This window comes from Pseudomonas sp. F220, from assembly GCF_057813935.1.
Map to the genome: position 1 here is coordinate 15,724 of NZ_JBVASJ010000012.1, position 23,557 is coordinate 39,280.

At 60.1% G+C, this 23,557-nt stretch carries 20 protein-coding genes and 1 pseudogene; 14 read left to right on the forward strand and 7 right to left on the reverse strand.

Annotation, left to right across the window (positions count from 1 at the left end; translation table 11 throughout):
• Positions 1–149 precede the first annotated feature (149 nt).
• The 4 genes from ACZYSM_RS12950 to qhpG are packed head-to-tail and all read left to right on the forward strand — an operon-like array spanning position 150 to position 5,731.
• Positions 150–2,054, forward strand: a complete 1,905-nt coding sequence (locus ACZYSM_RS12950; protein ID WP_489071888.1) for a sigma-54-dependent Fis family transcriptional regulator — start codon at positions 150–152, stop codon at positions 2,052–2,054.
• On the forward strand, positions 2,054–3,772 hold the full coding sequence (locus ACZYSM_RS12955) for an ABC transporter ATP-binding protein (RefSeq protein WP_489071889.1): 1,719 nt from the start codon (positions 2,054–2,056) through the stop codon (positions 3,770–3,772). The genes ACZYSM_RS12950 and ACZYSM_RS12955 overlap by 1 nt, the downstream gene beginning before the upstream one ends.
• The gene (gene qhpE, locus ACZYSM_RS12960; protein ID WP_489071890.1) at positions 3,762–4,439 is read left to right on the forward strand and encodes a subtilisin-like serine protease QhpE; all 678 of its coding nucleotides are present in this window, start codon (positions 3,762–3,764) and stop codon (positions 4,437–4,439) included. The genes ACZYSM_RS12955 and qhpE overlap by 11 nt, the downstream gene beginning before the upstream one ends.
• On the forward strand, positions 4,436–5,731 hold the full coding sequence (gene qhpG / locus ACZYSM_RS12965) for a flavin-dependent monooxygenase QhpG (protein ID WP_489071891.1): 1,296 nt from the start codon (positions 4,436–4,438) through the stop codon (positions 5,729–5,731). The genes qhpE and qhpG overlap by 4 nt, the downstream gene beginning before the upstream one ends.
• Before the next feature lie 115 nt (positions 5,732–5,846).
• On the opposite strand, the gene ACZYSM_RS12970 is transcribed toward qhpG, so the two are convergent.
• A complete protein-coding gene (locus tag ACZYSM_RS12970) occupies positions 5,847–7,337 on the reverse strand; it encodes an aldehyde dehydrogenase family protein (RefSeq protein ID WP_489071892.1) in 1,491 nt (496 codons plus the stop codon).
• Between the two features lie 280 nt (positions 7,338–7,617).
• On the opposite strand from ACZYSM_RS12970, the gene ACZYSM_RS12975 reads away from it, so the two are divergent.
• From ACZYSM_RS12975 to peaD, 5 genes are all read left to right on the forward strand, one after another.
• Positions 7,618–8,847: an MFS transporter gene (locus ACZYSM_RS12975; protein WP_489071893.1), complete on the forward strand. Its 1,230-nt coding sequence runs from the start codon at positions 7,618–7,620 to the stop codon at positions 8,845–8,847.
• Between the two features lie 365 nt (positions 8,848–9,212).
• Positions 9,213–10,793, forward strand: a complete 1,581-nt coding sequence (gene peaA / locus ACZYSM_RS12980) for a quinohemoprotein amine dehydrogenase subunit alpha (RefSeq protein ID WP_489071894.1) — start codon at positions 9,213–9,215, stop codon at positions 10,791–10,793.
• 92 nt (positions 10,794–10,885) lie between these two features.
• Positions 10,886–12,316: a quinohemoprotein amine dehydrogenase maturation protein gene (gene peaB, locus ACZYSM_RS12985; protein WP_489071895.1), complete on the forward strand. Its 1,431-nt coding sequence runs from the start codon at positions 10,886–10,888 to the stop codon at positions 12,314–12,316.
• Between the two features lies 1 nt (position 12,317).
• Entirely contained in the window at positions 12,318–12,641 is a 324-nt protein-coding gene (qhpC, locus tag ACZYSM_RS12990; protein ID WP_489071896.1) for a quinohemoprotein amine dehydrogenase subunit gamma, read from the forward strand.
• A 38-nt stretch (positions 12,642–12,679) separates the two neighbouring features.
• Positions 12,680–13,798, forward strand: coding sequence for a quinohemoprotein amine dehydrogenase subunit beta (peaD, locus tag ACZYSM_RS12995; protein WP_489071897.1), 1,119 nt, complete (start codon positions 12,680–12,682; stop codon positions 13,796–13,798).
• A gap of 157 nt (positions 13,799–13,955) precedes the next feature.
• On the opposite strand, the gene ACZYSM_RS13000 is transcribed toward peaD, so the two are convergent.
• A complete protein-coding gene (locus ACZYSM_RS13000) occupies positions 13,956–14,360 on the reverse strand; it encodes a GFA family protein (RefSeq protein ID WP_489071898.1) in 405 nt (134 codons plus the stop codon).
• A gap of 129 nt (positions 14,361–14,489) precedes the next feature.
• Here ACZYSM_RS13000 and ACZYSM_RS13005 point away from each other — a divergent pair, with 129 nt between their 5' ends.
• Positions 14,490–14,951, forward strand: coding sequence for an SRPBCC family protein (locus ACZYSM_RS13005; RefSeq protein WP_489071899.1), 462 nt, complete (start codon positions 14,490–14,492; stop codon positions 14,949–14,951).
• Positions 14,952–15,234: 283 nt separating this feature from the next.
• Here ACZYSM_RS13005 and ACZYSM_RS13010 read toward each other — a convergent pair whose 3' ends face one another.
• Positions 15,235–16,560, reverse strand: coding sequence for an aminotransferase-like domain-containing protein (locus ACZYSM_RS13010; RefSeq protein ID WP_489071900.1), 1,326 nt, complete (start codon positions 16,558–16,560; stop codon positions 15,235–15,237).
• A gap of 91 nt (positions 16,561–16,651) precedes the next feature.
• Here ACZYSM_RS13010 and ACZYSM_RS13015 point away from each other — a divergent pair, with 91 nt between their 5' ends.
• Together ACZYSM_RS13015 and ACZYSM_RS13020 are read left to right on the forward strand one after the other, a co-directional pair.
• Positions 16,652–17,281 carry a LysE family translocator gene (locus ACZYSM_RS13015; RefSeq protein WP_489071901.1) on the forward strand — a complete coding sequence of 210 codons (630 nt, stop codon included), beginning with the start codon at positions 16,652–16,654 and terminating at the stop codon, positions 17,279–17,281.
• Between the two features lie 24 nt (positions 17,282–17,305).
• Positions 17,306–17,398, forward strand: a pseudogene (locus ACZYSM_RS13020) (antibiotic biosynthesis monooxygenase); the annotation flags it as partial.
• 76 nt (positions 17,399–17,474) lie between these two features.
• Here ACZYSM_RS13020 and inhA read toward each other — a convergent pair.
• The gene (inhA, locus tag ACZYSM_RS13025; RefSeq protein ID WP_489071902.1) at positions 17,475–18,164 is read right to left on the reverse strand and encodes an isonitrile hydratase; all 690 of its coding nucleotides are present in this window, start codon (positions 18,162–18,164) and stop codon (positions 17,475–17,477) included.
• Between the two features lie 111 nt (positions 18,165–18,275).
• Between inhA and ACZYSM_RS13030 the strand changes: the two genes are divergently transcribed.
• Both ACZYSM_RS13030 and ACZYSM_RS13035 read left to right on the forward strand, forming a co-directional pair.
• Complete coding sequence (locus tag ACZYSM_RS13030) at positions 18,276–19,268, forward strand: GlxA family transcriptional regulator (RefSeq protein ID WP_489071903.1); 993 nt, start codon at positions 18,276–18,278, stop codon at positions 19,266–19,268.
• A 286-nt stretch (positions 19,269–19,554) separates the two neighbouring features.
• A complete protein-coding gene (locus ACZYSM_RS13035; RefSeq protein ID WP_489071904.1) occupies positions 19,555–19,863 on the forward strand; it encodes a class I SAM-dependent methyltransferase in 309 nt (102 codons plus the stop codon).
• A gap of 11 nt (positions 19,864–19,874) precedes the next feature.
• Here the strand turns inward: ACZYSM_RS13035 and ACZYSM_RS13040 are convergent, their stop codons facing one another.
• From ACZYSM_RS13040 to ACZYSM_RS13050, 3 genes are all read right to left on the reverse strand, one after another.
• Positions 19,875–20,636: an enoyl-CoA hydratase gene (locus tag ACZYSM_RS13040; protein ID WP_489071905.1), complete on the reverse strand. Its 762-nt coding sequence runs from the start codon at positions 20,634–20,636 to the stop codon at positions 19,875–19,877.
• Between the two features lie 73 nt (positions 20,637–20,709).
• A complete protein-coding gene (locus ACZYSM_RS13045) occupies positions 20,710–21,309 on the reverse strand; it encodes a cupin domain-containing protein (RefSeq protein WP_489071999.1) in 600 nt (199 codons plus the stop codon).
• 120 nt (positions 21,310–21,429) lie between these two features.
• Positions 21,430–23,391, reverse strand: coding sequence for an oxidoreductase (locus ACZYSM_RS13050; RefSeq protein ID WP_489071906.1), 1,962 nt, complete (start codon positions 23,389–23,391; stop codon positions 21,430–21,432).
• Positions 23,392–23,557 lie beyond the last annotated feature (166 nt).

Below are 23,557 nucleotides of genomic sequence, written 5' to 3' on the forward strand. Positions count from 1 at the left end.
TGCCCGCGAAGAACGATGACGCCATCCGTTGATTGGAATACCGGCGCCATACGGCACTTGCCATCGTCTTGACGTTAACGTAAAGATTGCATCAGGCGCTGAAGTATCCAGGCGCAGGTTTTACTGGGCGGACCGATCCGGAGCGCTTGATGACTCTTATAAAAACAATAAACAGTGAACTGCAACATGAAGCCCGGCTCGCCCGGGAGAAACTTCACCTTGAAGGTGAAGTCCCCGATGGGGTGTTGCGGGCCGAAATCGATGCGTCATGGCGGCGCAGTCTCAGCCATGGCGTGCATTTCAATGGCAAGCATGAACTGGCCCTGGAATCGAGCGCCAGCCTTGAGCTGTTGCTGGCCAGCAATCGGCTGTTGATCGATGCCGCGATGCCGGCGATCGACTACCTGGCCGCTCGCCAAGGCAAAGAAGGGTTGATCATTCTGGCCAATTCCGACGCCACGATTCTGGCCGTCGAAGGCCGCGCCGACCGTCTCAAGGGCAGTGGACTGCAAGACATCACCCTCGGTGCCTGCTGGAGCGAAGCCGCTCGCGGCACCAATGCGCTCGGCACCGCACTGGTGGAAGCCCGGCCGACCCTGATCGACTGCGGCGAGCATTACCTCGATCGCTTGAGCGATTTCTCCTGTACCTCGGTACCGATTCATTGCCCGCAGGGCGACATACTCGGCGTGCTCGACCTGACCCGTGAAGGTCCGCTCGGGCGAGTCCATGACAGCACCGCGTTGCTGGCCATGGCGGTCAGCCAGATTGAGAGTCGGGTGTTCAACGCCAGCTATCCCGAACAAATCGTTTTGGCCTTTCACAGCCGTCGGCAGTACCTCGAATCGCCGTGGCAGGGCCTGCTGGCGGTCAGTCTGGGTGGGCAGATTCTGGCGGTCAGCGCTCAGGCTTGTCAGTTACTCAACGCCGAGCGCTCGGCATTGGTGGGGCACCGCTGCGAGGAGTTTCTTGGGGTCGACGGTCTGCAACTGTTGGCGCGCTTGCAACAGGGTGGCATTGGCAGTCTGCAAACCGCCAAGGGTGAATTTTTCTACAAAACCCTGCGTGCGCCACAGCGCTCGATCAACGTCGCCAGTACGGCACGCAGCGTCAGCAAAACTGCAAAAACTCAACCGGACTTCGACGCCCTGGCCGGCAGCAATACGCGCTATGCGCGAGCCTTGCGCATGGCCCGCCAAGGTTTGGCCAATGAACTGCCGGTGTTGTTGCTGGGCGAAACCGGCACCGGGAAAGAAGTCATCGCCCGGGCGCTACACCTGGCCGGCAGCCGCTGCGACAAACCCTTCATCGCAGTGAACTGCGCAGCGATTCCGGAAGGCCTGATCGAGTCGGAACTGTTCGGTTATCGCGAAGGAGCGTTCACCGGTTCTCGCCGTGGCGGGATGATCGGCCGTTTGCAACAGGCCCATGGCGGCACGTTGTTTCTCGATGAAATCGGCGATATGCCGTTGGCGTTGCAGGCGCGTTTGTTGCGCGTGTTGCAGGATCGAAAAGTCGCACCGCTGGGCGCTGGCGAAGAGCAGGACATTGATGTGGCGCTGATCTGCGCCACCCACCGTGACCTCAAACGACTGGTGGAGGACAAACATTTCCGCGAGGACCTGTTCTACCGCGTCAACGGCATCAGCGTGATGTTGCCGGCCCTGCGCGAACGCGAGGACTTCAGCACGTTGGTGAACAGCCTGTTGGGCAAATTGGGTGCGCCTGCGGTCAAGCTCCGCGAGGACTTGAACGCTTTGTTGGGCGGCTATCACTGGCCGGGCAACATCCGCCAATTGGAGATGGTGCTGCGTACTGCGCTGGCCATGCGCGAAGAAGGCGAGGTTGAGCTGAGCCTGGAACATCTGCCCGACAGCATGCTCGATGAGCTCAACACCAGCGACCGGCCGCAGACGGGCAGCATTCGTGAGAACGAACTGGAGCTGATCCGCCAATCCCTGGACAGCCACCAAGGCAACGTGTCGGCCGCCGCTGACGCGCTGGGTATCAGCCGCGCGACGCTGTATCGCAAACTCAAACAGTTGCGCAGCTGATGCAGCGCTTGATTGTCAGGCTGATCGACAGCCGAGACCCACAGGCGCTACAAGCTGCGCTGAAGTGGCTGTACGGTTTCGTCCGTCCCCATCGTCTGGCCATCGGCGGCCTGCTTGGGTTGTCGGTCTGCGCTTCGCTGCTGGTGCTGGTGCAACCCTGGTTGACCAAGTTGCTGATCGACGACGGCCTGCTGGCGCGCAATTTCCCCATGCTGGTGCTGATCGCCGGATTGATGATCGTCACCGGGCTGCTGGGCACGGCGCTGTCGGGGGTCAATCGATACCTGCACACGCGGCTGTCCGGGCGAATCCTGTTCGCCTTGCGCGATGACCTGTATCGGCATTTGCAGACGCTCTCGCCACGCTTTTACGGGCAGCGGCGGATCGGCGACCTGATGTCGCGCCTCGACGGCGACGTTGCGGAGATCCAGCGCTTCGCTGTCGACTCGCTGTTCTCGGCAGTTTCCAGCGTCATTGGGCTGGTCTGCTCGGTGGCGATGTTGCTGACCCTGTCCTGGAAGCTCTCGCTGCTGGCGTTGGTGCTGATCCCGCTGGACGTGCTCTGGTTGCGCTGGATGCGACGCAAGGTCGAGCGCGATGTGCGGCAGTTGCGTGAGCGCTCGGCGGACATGTCGTCGTTCATGGTCGAGACGCTGCCGGTGATGAAATTCATCCAGAGCGCCGGCCAGCAACAGCGCGAGGCGCGTCGATTGGAGACACTGGGCCAGGGTTACATGAGTCAGTTGTTGCGCCTGCAAGTGACCGAGTTTTTCACCCAGTCCGTACCCGGCACCTTGACCTCGTTGTCCCGTGCCTGTGCTTTTCTGATTGGCGGTTATTGGGTGGTGCAGGGCACCTGGCAGCTTGGCGCGTTGATTGCGTTTTCCACCTATCTGGGGATGGCGGTGGGGCCGGTGCAGAGTTTGCTCGGGCTGTACGTGGCCATTCAGCGCATGACCGTCAGTCTTGGCCGGGTCATGGAGTTGCGCGGTGAAGAACCGAGTGTCGTCACTCCGGTCGATCCGCAGCCGATGCCGACGTCTGGCGAGCTGTGTTTTCAGTCGGTTCATTTCAGTCATCCAGGGCGCCCGATGACCTTGCGCGGCATCGATGCGCGCATCCCTTATGGCTTGAAAGTCGCCCTGAGCGGCGGCTCCGGCGTCGGCAAGACGACGCTGATCGATCTGCTGCAACGCCACCACGATCCACAGTCCGGTCAGGTGTTGCTCGAGGGCATCGACTTGCGCGAGCTGGACCTGTTCGAGCTGCGACGGCGGATTGCGGTGGTCAGTCAGGACATCGTGCTGTTTCGCGGTAGCCTGGCGGACAATCTGTCTTACAGCGTGCCAGATGCCAGCCGTGAAGCAATTGCCGAAGTGGCACGTTTGGCGCAACTCGACAGCTTGATCGAATCCTTGCCCGAGGGCCTCGACAGCTCGTTGGGTGAGCGCGGTCAGCAGCTGTCGGGCGGGCAGAAACAGCGGATCGCCATCGCCCGCGCGCTGTTGCAGGATCCGTTGATTCTGGTGCTCGATGAAGCCACTTCGGCGGTTGATGAGGCCACAGAACGGGAGGTGATCGAGGCGATCGACCGACTGTTTGCCGGGCGTACGCGAATCCTGATCAGCCATCGACCGTCGACTCTGGCGGACGCTGACCTGCGCTTTGAATTGGTGGACGGTGTACTCACGTCATCGAAGGTGCTGCATGAGGCCTGAGCTACGGATCGGTGTTGTCGATAGCGGTCACTCGTTGGCGCAACGAGCGCAAGTGATCGCTGGACGGCGTTTCTATCTGTTGGACGAGGGCCTGGCTGAAGAATCATTGCGTGATGACCCACTGGGCCATGGCAGTGCGGTGATTGATGCCATCAGCCTGCGAGCACCGTTGGCGCTGTTTTGCGTCGCGCAGGTGTTCGATCAGCGCGGGGTGACCAGCGCCCTGCAGATCGCCACGGCGATTGACTGGTTGGTGGCGCAGGACGTGCGGCTGATCAACTTGAGCCTGGGTTTGCGTCAGGACCGCAGCTTGCTGCGCGAAGCCTGCGCGGTGGCGCTGGAACGCGGGGTGCTGCTGTGCGCGTCCAGCCCGGCCCAGGGTGCAGCGGTGTTTCCGGCGAGTTACCCGGGAGTATTGCGGGTCACCGGCGATGCGCGTTGCGGTGAACAGGAATGGTCATGGCTCAACAGCCAGCAGGCGGACTTCGCGGCCTGTGTTCGCGGCACTCATCCGGGGCAGTCTGGCGCGAGTCTGGGGTGTGGGGCATTGAGCGGGCATATCGCCCATTATCTGGCCGAACATGACGATGCGAGCAATCCGCAGATCATCGAATGGCTGCGCGAGAACGCCCGTTATCGTGGCCCTGAGCGGCGCGTCTGGGCATGAGCGCGATCCTCATTCTCGGCGCCGGGCCTGCCGGGGCCACAGTGGCCTTGGGTTTACGTCGGCTCGGCTATGAGGTGACGCTGGTCAGTGATTGGCGACGGTTTGCGGCGCTGGAAGGTGTTTCGGTGCGGGTTCTCGATGCTCTGCGTGGAGCGGGCCTTTCCCATGCTTTGGACGATGCGACGCTTCCTTCTCAGCGTCAGGTGTCGTGGAACGCTCAGCAGCACGCGCAAAATATCGAGTTTCTGCTGGATCGTCCGCGCTTTGATCGAGGCCTGCGCGAGGATTTGCGGCTGGCCGGTGTCGAGCTGGTCGAAGGTCGTGTGTTGTCGGTACATTCGCAGGCTTCGGGTCATCGAGTGGAAGTCGAAGGGCACGCGGAGATAGCGGCGGACTTTCTCGTGGAGTCGCGAGGGCGCCAGGCGCCGACGCTGGGTAAAGGCCTGCGTGGGCCGGAAACCGTCAGCCTGCTCAACCGTTGGCAAGGTGCGTCGGGCACCACGGCGAGCGCGGTCGAGAGTCTTGAAGATGGCTGGGCCTGGATGGCGCGACGGGCCGATGGTCAGTGTTATTGGCAGCTGACGATGGACGTGGCCAGTGCCGAGTTGCCGGGCAAAGCGCAGTTGCTCGATTACTGTCGGGGAAGGCGTCAGGCATCGGCGTTGGCGGTCGAGTTTTTCGGCCCAGCGCCGGAAATCGATCTGCAACTGCATGCCCGCAGCAGCACGGCGATCCTTTGTCCGCAGGTGTGCGGCGATAACTGGATTCGGGTTGGCGATGCGGCGATGGCGGTCGATCCGTTGTCGGGTAACGGGATCTTCCAGTCCTTGTCTTCGGCGCTGCAGGCACCGGTCGTCATCAACACTTTGCTCCAGGCACCTGAGCGTGCGGCGCTGGCGCAGCAGTTTCATCAGCAGCGAGTCGAGCAGCTGTTTCTACGTTTCGCCCGGATCGGTCGCGACTTCTATGCCGATGAGCAGCGCTGGCAGGAGCAGCCGTTCTGGCGTGCTCGTCGGCAGTGGCCCGACGCTGAGTTGGCGCACAAAGAGCCGGACTTCGCCTCGCTACGGATACAGCGCGCGTCGGTGTTGCGCGAGGGTTTGGTGGATGAGGCTGAGGTGGTAGTGACGGCGGATCAGCCGCTGGGGATCTGGCATGTGCAGGGTGTTGAACTGGCGCCGTTGCTGCGCCGTCTGCAAACCCAGCCAGCGGAACAGGCGCTGGCGGATTTGACGGCGGAGCAGGGGAGGATGGTGCGAGGGTGGTTGTTGGGGCAGGGGTATCGGCCCTAGCTGGATGTGTATTGGATGTTCTGGCCTCATCGCGGGCAAGCCTCGCTCCTACAGGATTGTGTTGTACCTGTAGGAGCGAGGCTTGCCCGCGATGGGTTCTAAAGGACGCAGCGTATTAAAGCTTGATCAACACCGACTTCAATTCGGTGTAATGCTCAATCGCCGCATAACCCATTTCTCGGCCCACGCCCGACATCTTGTAGCCGCCAAACGGCAGCGCCGGATCCAGGGCGCTGTGGCAGTTGACCCACACCGAGCCGGACTTGATTCGCGGAATCATCCGGTGCACGGCCGCCAAGTCATTGGACCAAATGCTCGCGCCCAAACCGTAGGGGCTGTCATTGGCCATGCGCAGGGCATCGGCTTCGTCGTCGAACGGAATCGCCACCAGCACCGGGCCGAAGATTTCTTCCTGCACCAGCGAGTGCTTCTGATCGACGTCGACGATCACCGTCGGCTTGACGAAAAACCCCGGTCCAAACTGCTCGCCGCCACAGGCGATGGTCGCACCGCTTTCGCGGCCCATTTCGATGTAGCGATAAACCCGTTCCTGCTGACGGGCCGAGATCAGCGGGCCCATCTGCACGCTAGGATCGAGGCCGTTGCCGAGCTTCATGGCGTTGGCGATGTCGGCGATGTCGGCCACGACATTGTCGAAGTGTTTGCGCTGCACATACAGCCGCGAACCGGCGCAGCAAACCTGACCCTGGTTGAAAAATATTGCGCTGGCGGCGCCTGCTGCGGCGCTGTTCAAGTCAGCGTCGGCCATGACGATGGTCGGTGATTTACCGCCCAACTCCAGGGTGACACGGGTCATGGAGTCCATGGCGATCTTGCCGATCTCTTTGCCCACGGCGGTGGAGCCGGTGAAGGTCAGTTTATCCACCAACGGGTTGTGGGTCAGGGCCGAGCCTGCGGTGATCCCCGTGCCGGTCACCACGTTGAACACACCTGTCGGATAGCCAGCTTCCAGCACCAGCTCCGCCAGTTTCAGCGCGGTCAGCGGTGTCTCGTCCGCCGGTTTGAGGACCACGGTGCAGCCGGTGGCCAGCGCCGGGCCAAGTTTCCAGCAGGCCAGTAGCAACGGAAAATTCCAGGCGACGATGGCCCCGACCACACCCACCGCTTCACGGCGGATAAAACTGTGAAACTGATCATCCGGCATCAGCGGCAATGAAACCTCGACGCTCGAACCTTCGATCTTGGTCGCCCAACCGGCCATGTAGCGCAGGAAATCGATGGACAGCTGCACATCCATGACCTGCGCGACCGCTGCGCTTTTGCCGTTGTTCAGGCATTCCAGCTGCGCCAGCACTTCGGCGTCGCGCTGCATCAGGTCGGCGAGTTTCCACAACAGATTCTGCCGCTCCCGAGGCCGGGTTCGGCTCCACGCTGAATCATCGAACGCCTGACGCGCCGCGAGCACCGCGCGATCAACATCGTCCGGCGTCGCCCGCGGCACCACGCACAGCACCTCGCCGCTGGCCGGATTGTGCAACGGCATGGTCTGACCGTCGGCGGCTTCGACCCATTCAGCGCCGATCAGCATGCGCGGCGCGCGTTGGATAAATGCAGTGGTTGCGGGGAGCAGGGAAGGGAGCTGCATGGCGTGACCTCTTGTTGTTCGAAAGGAAAGGTTCGACGTGAGGCAAGGTCTTTCGCAATGGCTGTGCCAATTGAGTGATGTCTTTATAACTGACTGATTTTATTGAGTTAGATTCTTTTTTCGTGGCATCGGTACACGTGAGTTCGTCGCAATATGCGACAGCGCTGAGACGCGCCTCAAGGTGGCTTTTGATGAACTCTCCACCGGCGATTTGAGTACTATGGCCTTCGTCCCGCCAGCCGGGATGTCAGGTGTCGAACACTCAACAGGGAATGTCGAAATGGGTTCGAAAAGCACGTCAGAGCAGGTCGCGATAGCCGCGCAGCCAGCAGATTCATCGGTCCGCACCTGGCTTGCGGTGATTGTTCTCGGCGTCGCCGCGTTCACCATGGTGACCACCGAGTTCGCCCCGATCGGGCTGCTGTCGCAAATCTCCCTTGATCTGGGAATCGAGCGTGCTGAAGTCGGGCTCGCGGTTTCGCTCTATGCCTGGATCGGTGCGGCCAGCGGCTTGTTGTCGGCCGTGCTGCTCAGTCGCCTTCCACGCAAGCCGTTGCTGATTGCCTTGATGTTGGTCCTCGCGGCGTCCAATGGCGCGGTAATGATGTCCGAGACCTTCCCGACGTTATTGCTGGCGCGAACCTTTGGGGCCGTGGTCCACGGTTTCTTTTGGGCAATGGTCGCGGCGACGGCAGCTCAGATCGCTCCGCCACAGCGTATGGGGCTGGCAACCTCGATTGTGTTTGGCGGGATCTCGATTGCGACCGTTCTGGGCGTGCCGCTGGTCAACCTCATCGGGCAGGCCAGTGGCTGGCGCACGGCGTTTGGAGTCATTGGGGCGCTGGGGCTGTTGACCTCGGTGCTGATGCTTGCGGTCATTTCCGACATCAAGAGCCCATCGGCGGCCAGGAGCGTGTCGCTGGGAAGAGTGTTGCGCAATCATCGCCTGCGGGGTCTTTACCTGGTCACGGCGTTCACGGCGGCGGCCCATTTCTGGGCATACACTTTTGTTGAACCTTACCTTGGACAAATACCGGGCATTCCCCCGGTGATGATCGCGGCGCTGTTGTTTGGCTTCGGGATAGCTGGATTTCTGGGCAATATCCTGACCGGAATACTCATCGATCGTTTTATGAAGCCGGTCATTGTATGGGCGCTGCTTGCGCTGTGCGTGGCGCTGACAGGGCTGGGATGGTTCGGACCCAAGGCCGGTATCACCCCTGTATTGGTCTTTCTGATCATTTGGGGCGCCGCGATCGCCGCGCTTTTTGGTGGTTTGCAGACGTGGGTGCTACGGATGGCGGGCCCGGCAGCGATACCGGCAGCGGCGATTCATACGGCCGTCCTCAACGCGGCCATCGGCGTCGGCGCCACCCTGGGCGCATGGATTCTGGACATGTCCAGCATCCGCGGGGTGATGCTGTCGGCCGGCGTGCTGGTGGTCGTGCCGCTGCTCATTATTGTGTTGCAGGGACGATTCGTCGAACCTGTTTCGGTCCAAGAGTATTAGCCGCCCCTGGAGATGTGCGTCGCTCTAAGCCTGTCGACTCAGCATCCGATCAATCACTTCCCATAGCGCTGCATCGGTAAAGTCATCCACCACCAGATGCGTCCCCGCGGCTATCACCTATGCTCGTCTCAGAGTGGAACAGTTGTCGCGAAATTAGACGCCGACAACCGCCGATCCAATCGCTATGAGGCTGTGTGTTTCAGTCAACACATTGATTAAACACACTATTTATAAGCTGGCACGCTCCGTGTATTGCTCACCTCAGACGTTTCTCTTGCCTCCGTCTGCGGTGTTCCCGCTGGCGGCAGAAACCATAAAAACAATGATCAAAAAAATAAGAAAGCACCGTGGGAGGTTCGACGTTGATGAAGAGAAAACTCCGATCTGGCATGAGCGGCGGTCTGCTGGCGATAGCCGCTTGCGTGGCCCTGCATTCTTCCCCAAGCATGGCGGCGCGTGATGCCCAGACCATCCTCAAGGAGACCTGTCAGGGCTGCCACACCCCCGAGGCTGACAACGGCCTGAGCCGCATCAGCCACCAGCGCAAGACCCCGGAAGGCTGGCTGATGAGCATCGCCCGGATGCAGACCATGCATGGCCTGCAGATCAGCGATGAGGACCGTCGTACGCTGGTCAAATACCTGGCTGACACTCAAGGCCTGGCGCCGAGCGAGACCGATGGCGTGCGTTATGCGCTGGAGCGTCGACTTAATACCGTCGAGCACTTCGACGATAAGACCAGCCAGATGTGTGGCCGCTGTCACTCCGGTGCGCGGGTCGCCTTGCAACGGCGGCCGGCTCAGGAATGGGAACGTCTGGTGAACTTCCACTTGGGGCAATGGCCGTCGCTGGAGTACCAGGCATTGGCCCGCGACCGCGACTGGTTCGATATCGCCCGCAAGGACATGGTGCCGCTGCTGGCCAAGCGCTATCCGCTGGAAAACCAGGCCTGGAATAAATGGCTGAAAACTGCGCCGAAAGCCGACTCCTTGGCAGGCGACTGGAGCTTCAGCGGCCAGTTGCCGGGCAAGGGGGAACTGGCCGGCGTAATGACCGTCAGCGCCGATGGCACCGATCAATTCAAGGTCAGCGTCAAAGGCCAATACGCCAACGGCAGCCCGTTCAATGGCGAAGGCAGCGCCATCCTCTACACCGGCTACGAGTGGCGCGGCAACGTGACCATCGATGGCGTGGTCATGCGTCAGGTGTTCGCCGCCAAGGGCAGCGAGCTGCAAGGCCGGATGTTCGAGGCCGAACATGATGAGCGCGGGCTGGACTTTATTGCGGCCAAGCAGGGCTCCAGTCGTTTGCTGGCAGTGCAGCCGGGTTACCTGAAGGCCGGCAGCGAAACCGAAATCACACTAATCGGCAGTGGACTAAAAGGCACTCCAAGCTTCGGCAAAGGTGTCGAAGTGGTCGAGGTGCTGGAGCAAAGCCCAGAGCGGCTGCGGGTCAAACTCAAGGCTGCGGCGGATGCGAAACCGGGCCTGCGAGAGGTCACGCTGGGCACCCTTAAAGGCGCCACGCTGGCGGTCTACAGCAACATAGCCGAGGTCAAGGTCGTGCCCGAGTTTTCGGTGGCGCGGATCGGCGAGGGCGGCGGTTCGACACCTAAGGTCCAGGGTCGCTTCGATGCCGAAGCCTGGGGCAAGGGCGCTGATGGCAAGCCGTATCGGATCGGTGTGTTCCCGGCGCAGTGGAAGGTCGAAGCCTTCGACGAGCGCGCCAAGGAGGACGAAGACGTCAAGTTCGCAGGCCAAATGCAGGCCGACAGCGGGGTGTTCACTCCGGGCGATGCCGGGCCCAATCCTCAACGCAAAATGTCCACCAACAACGCCGGCAACCTCAAGGTGATCGCCGCCGTGGATGACGCCGGAAAGTCATTGACCGGTGAAGGCCACATGATCGTCACCGTGCAACGCTGGAACAATCCACCCATTCCGTGATTTTAGAACGTGAGCTGGCTGACTTTACGGTTTCAGACACTTTTCGGAATGACCGCAGGCCCCGCCAAGCGGGGTTTGCACAGGAGGTTGCAATGGGCGCTATTTTGAATCTGGTCGAGCGGAATCTGCACGAAGTGCATGTCGATGCCGACCGCATGTTGTTCCACATTCCGAGCAGCTCGCTGTTTGCCAGCGATGAACTGACGGGCACGATTATCGATACTTTGCGTGGTCCAGGTTGCTCTTCAGAGGACCTGATCGAACGCCTGGCTGCGCGCTATGGCGGTGAGGAAATCACCGAGACCCTGCGCGAGCTGATTTCCCTGGAACTGGTCAGCGATGGCTCGCCATTGACCCCGGACATCGGCGTCAAACGGGTCGAGCGAACGGCGATCAATACCGTGGTGCTGAACGTCAACACCGGCTGCAATTTGAGCTGCACCTACTGCTACAAGGAAGACCTCGATAAGCCGTCGGCCGGCAAGAAAATGGACGTCGATACGGCGGTCGCTTCGGTGGAAATGCTGCTGCGCGAATCCCCGGATGAAGAGCGTTTCACCGTGGTGTTCTTCGGCGGCGAGCCACTGAGTAATCGCAAGCTGATCGAGTACATGGTCGACTATTGCGAGAAGCGGTTTTCCGAGGCCGGGAAGTTCGTTGAGTTCGTCATGACCACCAACGCCACGCTGCTTACCGAAGAAACCGTTGATTACCTGAATGCCCACCGCTTTGGTCTGTCGGTGAGCATCGACGGCCCGAAAACCGTTCACGACCGCAACCGCATCACCGTGGGCGGGCAGGGCACTTACGACGTGGTCCGGCGCAAGGCCGAGATGCTGCTGTCACGCTACAACAGCCGTCCGGTGGGCGCGCGGGTGACGCTGACCAAAGGCATCACTGACGTCGAAACCATTTGGGATCACCTGTTCAATGAACTGGGTTTTGCCGAAGTTGGTTTCGCCCCGGTGACTTCCGGCGACATCAGCACCTTCAACCTGTCCAGCGAGGAACTGATCGAAGTCTTCGCCAATATGAAAGCCCTGGGGCGGCGTTATCTGGAGGCTGCGCTGGAGCACCGCAATATTGGTTTCTCCAACCTGCATCAGCTGATCACCGACATTCACGAAGGCCACAAAAAAGCCCTGCCGTGCGGCGCGGGTCTGAAGATGCTGGCGGTGGATCACAAGGGTGAGCTGAACCTTTGCCATCGATTCACCGGTTCGTCGTTACCGACCTTTGGCAACGTTCACAGTGGAGTGAAACAGGTCGAGTTGAATGACTTCCTGTCCCAGCGCCTGGACCGCACCAACACTGGTTGCGAAGACTGTCACATCCGCAACCTGTGCTCCGGCGGCTGCTACCACGAGAGCTACGCACGCTATGGCGACCCGACTCATCCGACGTATCACTACTGCGAGTTGATGCGTGACTGGGTCGACTTCGGCATCGACGTCTATACCCGGATCATGGCCCACAACCCTGCGTTTATCAGCAGCTACATCACACCGCGCAAGGCTCACTGATATGAAACATCTCAAGGCAATCAATAACAAAGCCCAGAAGCTCGATCAGGCTGCGGCCGAAAACCGTATCGAAGAAGTGGTGGCGATGAACTCCGTCGCCGGCTGCGCCTCGACCACCGACCCCGGCTGGGAGATCGACGCCTTTGGAGGAGTGTCGTCGCTGTGCCAGCCGATGGAAGCTGACCTCTATGGCTGCTCCGACCCTTGCTGGTGGCCGGCCCAGGTGCCGGACATGATGAGCACCTATCCGGACTGGAACAAGGATGCGCAGGCCTCCAACGAGAGCTGGCGCAACCTGGGAACTGTTTTTCCGAAAGACAAATAGTTCCCGAAAAACAAATAGTCCTACAGAAGGATTCCAGCATGCTTCGCACCAATGCCTGCGGCCTTGCCGCTTCCGCCATTCTGTCTGTGTGTTCACTCGCAGCTCTGGCAGATGAAAACACGACACTCGAAACCGGTCACGAGTACATGTTGACCACCAATTACCCGAACAACCTGCACGTCATCGACCTTGCGACCGATAGCCTGTACAAGACCTGCAAACTGCCGGACGCCTTCGGCCCCGGCACTATTCAGTTGTCACCGGACCGCAAGATCGCCTACGTGCTGAACAACCACTACGCGGATGTTTACGGCGTCGAGCTGGACAGCTGCAAGCAGGTGTTCCACGCCAGCATCACCCAACAACCAGGCGAGAAAGCGCGCTCAATGTTCGCCTTCACCGTCAGCCATGACGGCAAGGAGCTTTACACCGTCGCCAACCCGACGCTGATGCGCAGCGACCGCTTTGAAGTGCAGGCGCCTCGGCTGGATGTGTATGCCACCAACGCCGGCATGAGCGCCAAACCGGTCCGCAGCTTCCCGGCGCCGCGTCAGCTCACCATCATGCAAAGCGGCGATGACGGCACGCTCTACGTGGCGGGGGCGGACGTCTACAAGGTCAACGTAAAAACCGGAAAGTTCGACGTGCTGATCCCCAGTCGTCACTGGAAACGCCCTTTGTACAGCCCACCTGATGTGCTCTACGTGTGGAATCAGCAGACGTATCGGCATGATTTTTCGCTGCTCTACACCGCTGCGAAATTCAAGGACAAAAAGGAAGACCCGGCGACCGCAGAACTCCTTTACGGCCTGTTCAGCATCGACCTGAAAACCGGCAAAACCGAAACCACCGACTTCGGCCCATTGACTGAAATCTACTTCAGCGGCATGCGCTCACCCAAAGATCCGAACCTGATGTTCGGCGTCCTCAACCGCCTGGCCAAGTACGACATCAAGCAGAAAAAACTGCTGCAGTCGGCAACCCTGGATCACTCCTACTACTGCATTTCCTTCAACAAGGACGGCAGCAAAATCTACTTGGCAGGGACCTTCAATGACGTGGCGATTTTTGATGCCGACAGCTTGAAACAAATAGGGAGTATCAAAATGCCGGGTGGGGATATGGCGATTACCACAGCGCAGATTTTTGTACGGTGAGTTGAATCAGCGGGAGGATTACGGGTGTCCTCGGTCGGCGTAGGAGCTGGCGCAGGTTCGGGCCGCGTTCGGACGATCTTTTAGCGGTTTTGAAGACCGTCGAAGATCAGGATCAAAAGATCGCAGGCTGTGATCTTTTCGGCGGGCAGCAGCGATCTCAAGATCTCTCCTGCCACTGCGGCCAACTGGCGACCCCCTCATGCTCAAGCCATGGCGCATCATGGGAGGTCCATATATGCGCCTGTGGCTTCATTCCCGGATCATCATCCAGCGTCGCGACACGAACAATCACATGAGGCTGACCCAAGCGTTCCGCCACCAAATGAGAGCCGCAGATGGAGCAGAAATGCCGCAGCTTTCCCGGCGACGATTCGAAAGATGAAAGTTTGTCCTGACCTTTCACCCAGCGAAAGTGTTCTCGCATGACACCAGCCGTGGAAGCAAAAGCAGCCGCGTGAGCTTTGCGGCAGGTGTGGCAATGACAGTGGCTGATCGGCATATCGAGGCTATTGATTTGGTATTCGATGGTTTTGCACAGGCAGCTGCCTTTGAAGGTATTCACGGATTCATCCTTGTATCTGCTGTTATGACGCAGAAGTGTGGGAACGATCACACTGTCTGAGTGGACTAATGCAACTTAAGGGTTGGCCTTCTGCGCGCACAAGCCTACTGTTCATTCAGGAGGATTCCTATGAACACATCATCAGATCACATTGAAAGAAAGGTCCTGCTCAAAGCGCCACGCTCACGAGTCTGGGCTGCGTTATCAGATGCTGAAGCCTTCGGTGACTGGTTCGGCGTGGCGCTCAAGGGGCAGCGATTCGTCGCGGGCCAGCGTACTCAAGGGAAAATCACCTATCCCGGATACGAACATCTTGTCTGGAATGTAATGGTCGAACGTGTCGAACCTGAGCAAGCGTTTTCCTTCAGTTGGCATCCCTATGCCGTGGAGCCGGGCGTCGACTATTCGGCGGAACCCACCACGCTGGTGCTGTTTGAGCTGCAAGACCTGGACGGCGGCACTCTGCTGCGGGTTGTGGAGTCTGGTTTTGACGGCATCCCGGCGGAACGTCGTCTGAAAGCCTTCCGCATGAACAGCAGGGGCTGGGATGAACAAATGAGCAATATAGAGACGTATCTTGCCGCACCCTGAGTTCGATAGGTCGCGCAACTGGTGGCTCAGGCACTGGATGCCTGAGGTCTCTGACGGTGACGGCAGTACCGTTATGGCGAAAGGCTTACACGCACTCGATGCTATGTCGTCTGTTGATGCTTCGGCTTTGGGCTTAATCTAGCCCCATCAACTGAAGCGCAGGACGCGCTCAGGATCATGGATGATCGACCATTTGCATGGAATGCAGCCGACAGGATGTCGTAATGGTCTTGAAAAACCCGCTTCGGCGGGTTTTTTGTTATCTGCTGAAAAGTCCGCGACTTCAGACCTCGACCACATCACGTAGGGTTTCCAGCGCCCGCTCCAACACCTCCATCCCGATTGATCCCATCGCCACCCGCAACGCGTGGGGCACATGGGTGGTCGTCGCAAACGGTTCCGCCGTCGTGACCATCACGCCTTTGCGCTCCAGTTCTGCAACCACACTTTCCGCGCGCAGGCCTTCCGGCAGCCTGAGCCAGAGGTAGTAAGACGAGGGGTGGGCGATGATATCGCTGTTGCGCAGTATCTGCCTCGCCAGGTCTTGTCGGCGTCTGGCGTCCTGGCGCTTCTGGTCTTCGAGGGTGTCGACCACGCCGGTTTCGATCCATCGACAACCCAGGGCCACGGTCAGCGACGGTGTACTCCAGGTCGAGACGCGGATGGCCTGTTCCAGTGCTGGGACCAGCGCCTTAGGCGCAGCGATAAAGCCCAGTCGCAGACCGGAGGCGACGCTTTTTGACAGTCCCGAGATGTACACCGTTCGATTGGGCGCGAGGGTGAACACTGGTTTGGGCGCGGGTTCGGCGAGAAAGGCGTAAGCGCCGTCTTCGATGATCAGAAGGTTGTGCTGCTCGGCCAGTTGCGCAAGGCGCAGGCGGTCAGATTCCGACATCACTGTTCCGAGTGGGTTGTGCATCGTTGGCATTGTATAAAACGCGCGGACCGGGCGGCGTTTGCACAGCGCTTCAAGGGCGTCGAGGTCGGTGTGCCCAGCGATTTGCGGCAGCGCTTCGAGGTCCAGACGATGGGCTTGGGCCAGGGCTTTCAGGCCGGGGTAGGTGAGGGCGTCCACCGCCAGAATGTCTCCCGGATTGGACAGGGCCATTAGGGTCACGGCCAGGCCTTGTTGCGCGCCATTGACGATCAACACCTGGTCTCCACCCACTCGAATATCCCGATTGCGCAGATGCCGGGCGGCGGTTTGCCGTTCGTGGGGGCGGCCACCTTGGGGGGCGGAATGCAGCAGTGCATCGAGATCGCCTGACGCGGCAATCGCCCGCAAGCCGTCACGCAGCAATTCGGCCTGGCCGGGTACTGACGGGTAATTGAACGTGAGGTCGACGGCGCCGGAGTTGAGCGGGTGCTGCTCCAGGCCCAAGCCGCGTGGCAATGAGCTGTCGCGCACAAAGGTGCCACGACCGGTCTCGCCGACCACCAACCCGCTGGCCTCCAGTTCGTTGTAGACCCGCAACGCAGTTGCCAGGGCAATTCGTTGGCTTTCCATCAGTGCGCGAACGGTCGGAAGTTGTGTCCCAGGCGATAGTTGGCCGCTGCGGATGCGTGTGGTGAACTCATCGACAATGCTTTTGTAGCGAATACGGGTCATGGTTGATGGTTTCTTTGTATCTAGAACAATTTTTTGTTTGTATCAGATTGGCGCCCTAATCTACAGCCTTTCCAAGCGCAGGGCTGTGGGCATGATTGACCTGGCAACTTTATCGATTTTCGTCGGCGCGGTGATGCTGCTGCTCATGTCGCCTGGGCCGAATATGGCGTTTGTCATCAGTCACGGCGCGACCTACGGTTGGCGCGGGGGCGTGGCGTCAGGGCTCGGTATTGGTGTGGCCGACTTGCTGCTGACGGCCCTGACCGCCACTGGAATCACCGCGATCGTTGGCAATTGGCCGCCAGCCTTCGACCTGATCCGTTATGCAGGCGTGGCGTACCTGTTGTGGCTGGTGTTCAAGGCGATGCAGCGCCCGACGGCAGACACCGCGCCTGCGGTTGTTCAGGTGCCACTGAAGACGGTGCTGGTGCGGGCGATGTTGAACAGCCTGCTCAATCCCAAGGCGCTGCTGTTTTTTATGGTGTTCCTGCCGCAATTCGTCAAACCCGAGCAGGCGCCTATTGTCCAGCAACTGGTTGTGCTTGGCGTCGTCCTGACATTGGTAAGTGGCGTCTTCCACACCCTGCTTGGGGTCTTCAGCAGCGCCGTCAGCCGTTGTTTTTCCAGCACTTCGAAGTTTGCCCGGTTGCAGTCCCTGGGCCTTGCGTTGGTGTTGCTGTTACTTGCCGTCCGGCTGGCTGTGATGTCGCGTCCAGTCTGATTCACTCCATGAAAGGAGGTCAGTATGCACATCGCCGCATTTATCTATAAACCCGGTCAAAAGGATGAGGAGTTCAATCGCCTGAGCGCGATCATCGACGACATTGCGATCGGCATTCCGGCGGTTTAGCTATGTCAGGCGGCGAAGTGCAATTGTGGCGAGGGAGCAAGCTTCCTCGCCACAATAATTAGCTTTACCAGTTTTGACTCAGCTGTTGTGCGACCCGATCGACAATCTCTCTCCGCAGCTTCAGTGATTGTGCCGAGCGCCGATTGGCTTCCTCCAACACCGCGCGCGGTGCAGTTTGCGGGCTGCCGGAATCGAACGGTGGGGCAGGGGCGTATTCGAGCTGCAACTGCACCAGTTGGGCCGCGTCTTCGCCGAACAATTCGCTGGCCAGGGTCAGGGCGAAATCAATCCCTGCGGTAATGCCGCCACCGGTCAACAAGTTTCCGTCGCGCACCACGCGCTCCCGTATTGGAATGGCGCCCAACGGGCCAAGCAGTTCGTGGTAAGCCCAGTGAGTGGTTGCGCGTTTGCCGCGTAGCAGTCCGGCGGCGCCCAGCACCAGAGCGCCGGTGCAGACCGAAGTGATGTAGCGCGCAGTGGCGGCCTGGCGTTTGATGAAGTCGAGGGTTTCGGTGTCTTCCATCAACGGTCCGACGCCGCTGCCACCGGGAATGCAGATCACGTCCAGCGCTGGGCAGTCGTCGAAACGGGTGGTCGGGATCAACACCAGGCCGGTGCTCGACGTCACAGGCTCGCGATCTTTCCAGATCAAATGCACGGTGACGTCCGGCAGCGAGGCCAGCACGTCATAAGGCCCGGTCAGGTCGAGTTGCTGAACCTGCGGAAACAACAGAAAACCGATCTGCAGTGTCATTGCGTATCCCCTTGGTCGATCACATGCACTCACCCGGCATGGGTGGACGGCTTCACTCTATCCACGTAGGATTTGGCGTATACGCCAATAAGTCCACGATTTGCGCCAATCATGCCGACCCAACCGAAAACTGTTTATGTGCTGGCCTTTACCAACGTGCAAGTGCTCGATGTGACCGGGCCGTTGCAGGTCTTCGCGTCGGCCAATGATCTGGCCCGTCAGCACGGTTTGCCGCCGCCCTACGCGCCGATGGTGATTGCTGCGCAGGCCGGGCCGGTGATGTCTTCGGCCGGGCTGGCACTGGTGGCCGCTCCGCTGCCGGCGAAGGGCGCGCCGTCCGACACGCTGATCATCGCGGGAGGCTGGGGCGTCTACGCGGCGGCCGAGGACGTTAGCCTGGTGGATTGGGTGCGCGAACAGGGGTCGGTATCGCGGCGCGTTGCTTCGGTCTGCACCGGTGCATTTCTGTTGGCCGCCAGCGGTTGGCTCGACGGTCGGCGAGTGGTCACCCACTGGACCCGCTGTGAACAGCTTGCACAGCAGCATCCGCAACTGCGGGTCGAGCCCAATCCGATCTTCATCAACGACGGCCCGGTCTGGACCTCGGCCGGGGTGACTGCCGGCATCGACCTGGCACTCGCGATGGTCGAAGCAGACCTTGGCCGCGCCATGGCTCTGGAGGTCGCGCGGCAACTGGTGGTGTTCCTCAAACGCCCGGGTGGGCAATCGCAATTCAGCGTGACCTTGTCCCTGCAAAAGGACGGCAACCGCTTCGACGAACTCCACGCCTGGATCGCCGAGAACCTGGCCATGGAACTCAACATCCCAACCCTGGCATTACAAGCGGGAATGAGCGACCGCAGCTTTGTGCGGCATTACCGGGCCGAGACGGGCCAGACTCCGGCTCGCGCGATTGAGTTGATTCGGGTGGAGACCGCGCGGCGGTTGTTGTGTGATACCGGCGTGCCGATCAAACGGGTGGCGGTGCAGTGCGGATTTGGCAGTGAAGAAACGCTGCGGCGCAGTTTTTTCAGGGCCATGGGGGTGACGCCACAGGCGTATCGCGAGCGGTTTTCAGGGGAGGACGTTAGTGTAGAAGGTTGATTCAGCTTTCCTTGAGCAATTCCAACAGCACCTTCACAGGGCGCTGTAAGGCCTGGAATGCACCACGCAAAAGCGTCACTTTCGTTCATCGAGATTCTTGACACTGCACCACCAGCTTCTCTAGGATGCTGCTCATGCGCCGATTTAAACAGCTACTTGCGGGGCGCCAGGTGACTCAACAGGTCACCGATAGAAGCTTGAAACAGGCTTCGAAATACCGCTAAAGCGCTGGTTCGGTGTTGCCTCTCACCTGCCATGCAGAATTTTGAGGCAGAGACACGACACGATGAATGCACTACGCCCCTTTATACGTCTGGCGCCGATCACGGCGGACCTCACCCAGCGCAATCCAAAAATCCTTCTCGGCGGTAAACACCAGCCAACCTTGCTGCGCTATCTCGATGGCTGGCCGCGACGTACTGGTCGTCCTTCGGCCTTTCTGATTCAGTTTGTCGAAGACGGGGAGTCACTGGCGCGCTTTGCCAGTGACAGTTTCGATTTGGCAGTGATTCAGGCACCCAGTGCCGAGCACGCGGCAGAAGTCATCAAACAACTGACGCGAATCACTCGGCAAGGGCTGATTACCCGCCGCTGAGGCTTTTGGATTCAGCCCTTCGCGGTGCTGCGTTGCAGCATGGCGTTCAGTGCAGTCTTGGCTTCGGTACTGTTCAGGCGTTCGATAAACAGCAGGTTTTCCCTGCGGATGGTTTCCTCCAGTTCCTTTAGCACTGGCTGTTTAAGCAGCCGTCTGGTCTGCAACAGGGACTCGCGAGGAAGGGCTAGCAGTCGATCGGCCATCCGCTGTGCTGCCGCCAAACATTGTTCGCCGTCGTCCAGCACTTCATTGCCCAACCCCAAGGCCACCGCTTGCGTGCCGTCCAGGCCATCACCCCACAGCAACAGCCGGGCCGCTCTGGCATGGCCGAGCATGCGTGGTAACAGCAGGCTTGCACCGAATTCGGGGCACAAACCAAGGTTCACGAAGGGCATGCGCAGCTTGGCGTTACGGGTGACCAGCACTTGATCGCAATGCAGCAGGAGGGTGGTGCCAATACCAATGGCAGCGCCACAGACCGCTGCGATTAATGGCTTGTCCAGATGGATAACCGCATCCATGAGACGGAACGCCGGGCTGTTCAGATGGGTCGGTGGATCCTGGAGAAAGTCCTGCAGGTCATTGCCACTGGTGAAGCACTGTTCGCCCCCGGTGATGATGATCACGGTGGTTTCGGGGTCTTCGGCGGCGGCAAACAGCAGGTCGGCCAGACGGGTGTACATGCTGTTGCTCAGGGCATTGAGCTTGTCCGGGCGGTTGATGGTCAGGGTCAACAGTCCGCCGCTTTGGTTGCACTTGATCAGGTCGTTCATGGGGCTGCCTTTGCTGGATTTAACTGGCCGGAACACCGTGGGTTCCGACAGCTTTTTTGTTGTTTTTGGCGCTTCAAAATGTTGGCGGGGTGATCACCCAAATTACCACCGCATCGACCTCACCTGGATTGCCATAACGGTGAGGTTCCTGGCTCGAAAAACTGAAACTGTCGCCTTCATTGAGCTGGAAGTGGCGCTCGCCGACCCACAGCTCAAAACTGCCGGAGAGCAGGTATCCGGCTTCTTCGCCTTCATGGCTATAGCTCTGCTGGCTGTAAGTGCCTGGCGGAAAGCGCGAATGCAGAATCTCCAACTGACGATTGGGGAGCGGGGTCAGCAACTGGTCAACGATGCCGTCTTCGTAATGCACGCTCATTCGGCTGTTCTTGCGGACTACGTAGCCACTGTCCTGGGGGTCAGTGTTGGCTTCGCTGGCGAAGAACCATTGGATGGTGACGCCCAGACTGCGGGCGATATTGAACAGCGCCGGAATCGAGGGGTAAGCCAGATTGCGTTCGAGCTGGCTGATATAGCCCGCTGTCAGTTCGCTCATTTCTGCCAGGGCGGCCAGGGTCATGCCCCGGCGTTTGCGTAGACCGCGAATCCGCGTACCGAGGAAGTGCGGCTCTGTTGCGCCGCTCTGTTTGAAGGGCGCGGCGCTGGCAGGCGGCATGTTGCTGCTGTTGCTCATTGCGTGCTCCGGACCGGGTTTTGGCCGAGCGCGTTGAACGCTCGAGCCTGACGATGGCACGTCAGCAAGGGTGCTGACAAAGGCCCGGAGTATAAAGCAGCCTCAAAGCTCCCAGGCAACCCTCAATCCTTCATAAATCGCTTCTTCCGCCGTGCGCGGTGCCAGGCAGTCGCCGATCCGGCGAAACTCCACCAGCCCTTGCAGCTCGGCGCCCAGTGTATCCACCGGCTGATGGCCCTGGCACAGCACCAACGTGTCGATGTCCTCGAACATGATCGGTTCACCGCTGGCGGTGTGTTGCATGTACACGGTGCTGTCATCGCAGCCGTAAAGACGGGCGTAGGGCGTGATCGGAATGCCCAGCCGGTGCAGCTCACCAGCCAGTTGATCGCGTACGTACAGCGGCAGATTTTCCCCGCAATGGGTCCCGTTGACCGCCAGTTGCACCTGATGGCCGGCGCGCACCAGACGTTCGGCGATGCCGGGGCCAATCCAGTCGCAACGCCAGTCGACGACGAGCACCGAGCGTCCGAGTTTGACCTCGTCGCGCAGCACCTGCCAGGCATCCACCACTTGCAGTTCGCCACCGCGTTCGAAAGCCGGCCAGTAGGGTTCAGCACCCGTTGCAACGATCACCAGATCCGGCCGTTCGCGCTCGACCAGCGCTCGGTCGACGCGAGTGTTGCGCACCACGCGTACGCCGGCCAATTCCATTTCCCGCTGCAAGTTGGTGCTGGCGCCGCCGAACTCACTGCGCCGAGGCAGCAGTTGTGCCAGCAGCACTTGCCCGCCGAGTTGTGAACTGGCTTCGTAGAGCGTGACCTCATGCCCTCGCTCGGCGGCCACGGCAGCCGCCTTCATCCCGGCCGGACCGCCGCCGGCGATCATGATGCGCTTGCGTTTGGCGGTCGGTTGCAGGGTGCCGAAAACCAGTTCACGGCCGGTTTCCGGGTGCTGAATGCAGGAAATCGGCAAGCCTTTGTGGAAGTGCCCGATGCACGCCTGATTGCAGGCGATGCAGGCTCGGATATCTTCGCTGCGCCCGGCGTCGGTCTTGTTCGGCATTTGCGGGTCGCAGATCAGTGCGCGGGTCATGCCGCACACATCGGCCTGACCGCGAGCGATGATCAGTTCGGCTTCCTGCGGCTGGTTGATGCGTCCAGTGACGAACAGCGGAATCGACAGGCTGGCCTTGAACGTCCCGGCTTCCTTGGCCAGATAGGCCGGTTCGATGGCCATCGGTGGCACGATATGCACAGCACCGCCCAAAGATGCCGAGGTCCCCGCGACGATGTGCACGTAATCCAGGTGCTGCTGCAGTGACTTGACCGCCGCCAGCGACTCGTCTTCCGTCAGGCCCTCGGGGTCGCGTTCGTCGGCGGAGATGCGCAAGCCGATGATGAACTGCTCGTCAGTGTTCGCGCGTACCACAGCGATGACTTCGCGCAGAAATCGCAGGCGCTGTTGCAGGTCGCCGTTGTAACCGTCGGTGCGTTGGTTGACGCGCGGGTTGATGAATTGCGCGGGCAGGTAACCATGGCTGGCGACCACTTCCACACCGTCCAGCCCGGCTTGATACAAACGCCGGGCCGCTGCGCCATAGCCAGCGACGATGTCGTCGATCATCGCCTGATCAAGCGCGCGTGGCATGACCCGGAAACGTTCGTTGGGCACCGCCGAAGGCGAGTAGGCGACGGCCAGCAAGCCATCGCTGGACTCCATGATTTCTCGCCCCGGATGGAAGATCTGTGAGAGCACCACGGTGCCATGGGCATGACAGGTTTCGGCCAGTTTTCGGTAACCCTCGATGCAGGCATCGTCGGTGGCCATCAGCACATGGGAGGTGTAGCGCGCGCTGTCATGTACCCCGGCAACTTGCAGCACGATCAGCCCCGCGCCGCCCTCGGCACGCGCCCGGTGATAGGCGATCAATTGCTCGTTGACCAGATTGTCGGTCGGCATCGACGTGTCGTGACCGCTGGACATGATGCGGTTCTTGAGGCGCTTGCCACGGATCTGCAGCGGTTCGAAGAGGTGCGCAAACGCTTGGTTTGAAGTCGGCATGGTGGGGTACTCCAGGCTAGCCGAGGCCGGTAAACAGGATTTTCGGCGTTGTTATTATTGCGCTATATAAATTTACCCTCAGTAAAAAATCAACTTGTTTTTTTAATTGTGGTTGAGTAGCTTCAATCCGCACCCACTCCTGGGGTGAACCTCACCAAAATAAAAA

Excerpts from the sequence above, each read along its gene's own strand:
- ACZYSM_RS12950 (WP_489071888.1), top strand. The coding sequence starts at position 150 with ATGACTCTTATAAAAACAATAAACAGTGAACTGCAACATGAAGCCCGG.
- ACZYSM_RS12955 (WP_489071889.1), top strand. The coding sequence starts at position 2,054 with ATGCAGCGCTTGATTGTCAGGCTGATCGACAGCCGAGACCCACAGGCG.
- qhpE (WP_489071890.1), top strand. The coding sequence starts at position 3,762 with ATGAGGCCTGAGCTACGGATCGGTGTTGTCGATAGCGGTCACTCGTTG.
- qhpG (WP_489071891.1), top strand. The coding sequence starts at position 4,436 with ATGAGCGCGATCCTCATTCTCGGCGCCGGGCCTGCCGGGGCCACAGTG.
- ACZYSM_RS12970 (WP_489071892.1), bottom strand. The coding sequence starts at position 7,337 with ATGCAGCTCCCTTCCCTGCTCCCCGCAACCACTGCATTTATCCAACGC.
- ACZYSM_RS12975 (WP_489071893.1), top strand. The coding sequence starts at position 7,618 with ATGGGTTCGAAAAGCACGTCAGAGCAGGTCGCGATAGCCGCGCAGCCA.
- peaA (WP_489071894.1), top strand. The coding sequence starts at position 9,213 with ATGAAGAGAAAACTCCGATCTGGCATGAGCGGCGGTCTGCTGGCGATA.
- peaB (WP_489071895.1), top strand. The coding sequence starts at position 10,886 with ATGGGCGCTATTTTGAATCTGGTCGAGCGGAATCTGCACGAAGTGCAT.
- qhpC (WP_489071896.1), top strand. The coding sequence starts at position 12,318 with ATGAAACATCTCAAGGCAATCAATAACAAAGCCCAGAAGCTCGATCAG.
- peaD (WP_489071897.1), top strand. The coding sequence starts at position 12,680 with ATGCTTCGCACCAATGCCTGCGGCCTTGCCGCTTCCGCCATTCTGTCT.
- ACZYSM_RS13005 (WP_489071899.1), top strand. The coding sequence starts at position 14,490 with ATGAACACATCATCAGATCACATTGAAAGAAAGGTCCTGCTCAAAGCG.
- ACZYSM_RS13010 (WP_489071900.1), bottom strand. The coding sequence starts at position 16,560 with ATGACCCGTATTCGCTACAAAAGCATTGTCGATGAGTTCACCACACGC.
- ACZYSM_RS13015 (WP_489071901.1), top strand. The coding sequence starts at position 16,652 with ATGATTGACCTGGCAACTTTATCGATTTTCGTCGGCGCGGTGATGCTG.
- inhA (WP_489071902.1), bottom strand. The coding sequence starts at position 18,164 with ATGACACTGCAGATCGGTTTTCTGTTGTTTCCGCAGGTTCAGCAACTC.
- ACZYSM_RS13030 (WP_489071903.1), top strand. The coding sequence starts at position 18,276 with ATGCCGACCCAACCGAAAACTGTTTATGTGCTGGCCTTTACCAACGTG.
- ACZYSM_RS13035 (WP_489071904.1), top strand. The coding sequence starts at position 19,555 with ATGAATGCACTACGCCCCTTTATACGTCTGGCGCCGATCACGGCGGAC.
- ACZYSM_RS13040 (WP_489071905.1), bottom strand. The coding sequence starts at position 20,636 with ATGAACGACCTGATCAAGTGCAACCAAAGCGGCGGACTGTTGACCCTG.
- ACZYSM_RS13045 (WP_489071999.1), bottom strand. The coding sequence starts at position 21,309 with ATGCCGCCTGCCAGCGCCGCGCCCTTCAAACAGAGCGGCGCAACAGAG.
- ACZYSM_RS13050 (WP_489071906.1), bottom strand. The coding sequence starts at position 23,391 with ATGCCGACTTCAAACCAAGCGTTTGCGCACCTCTTCGAACCGCTGCAG.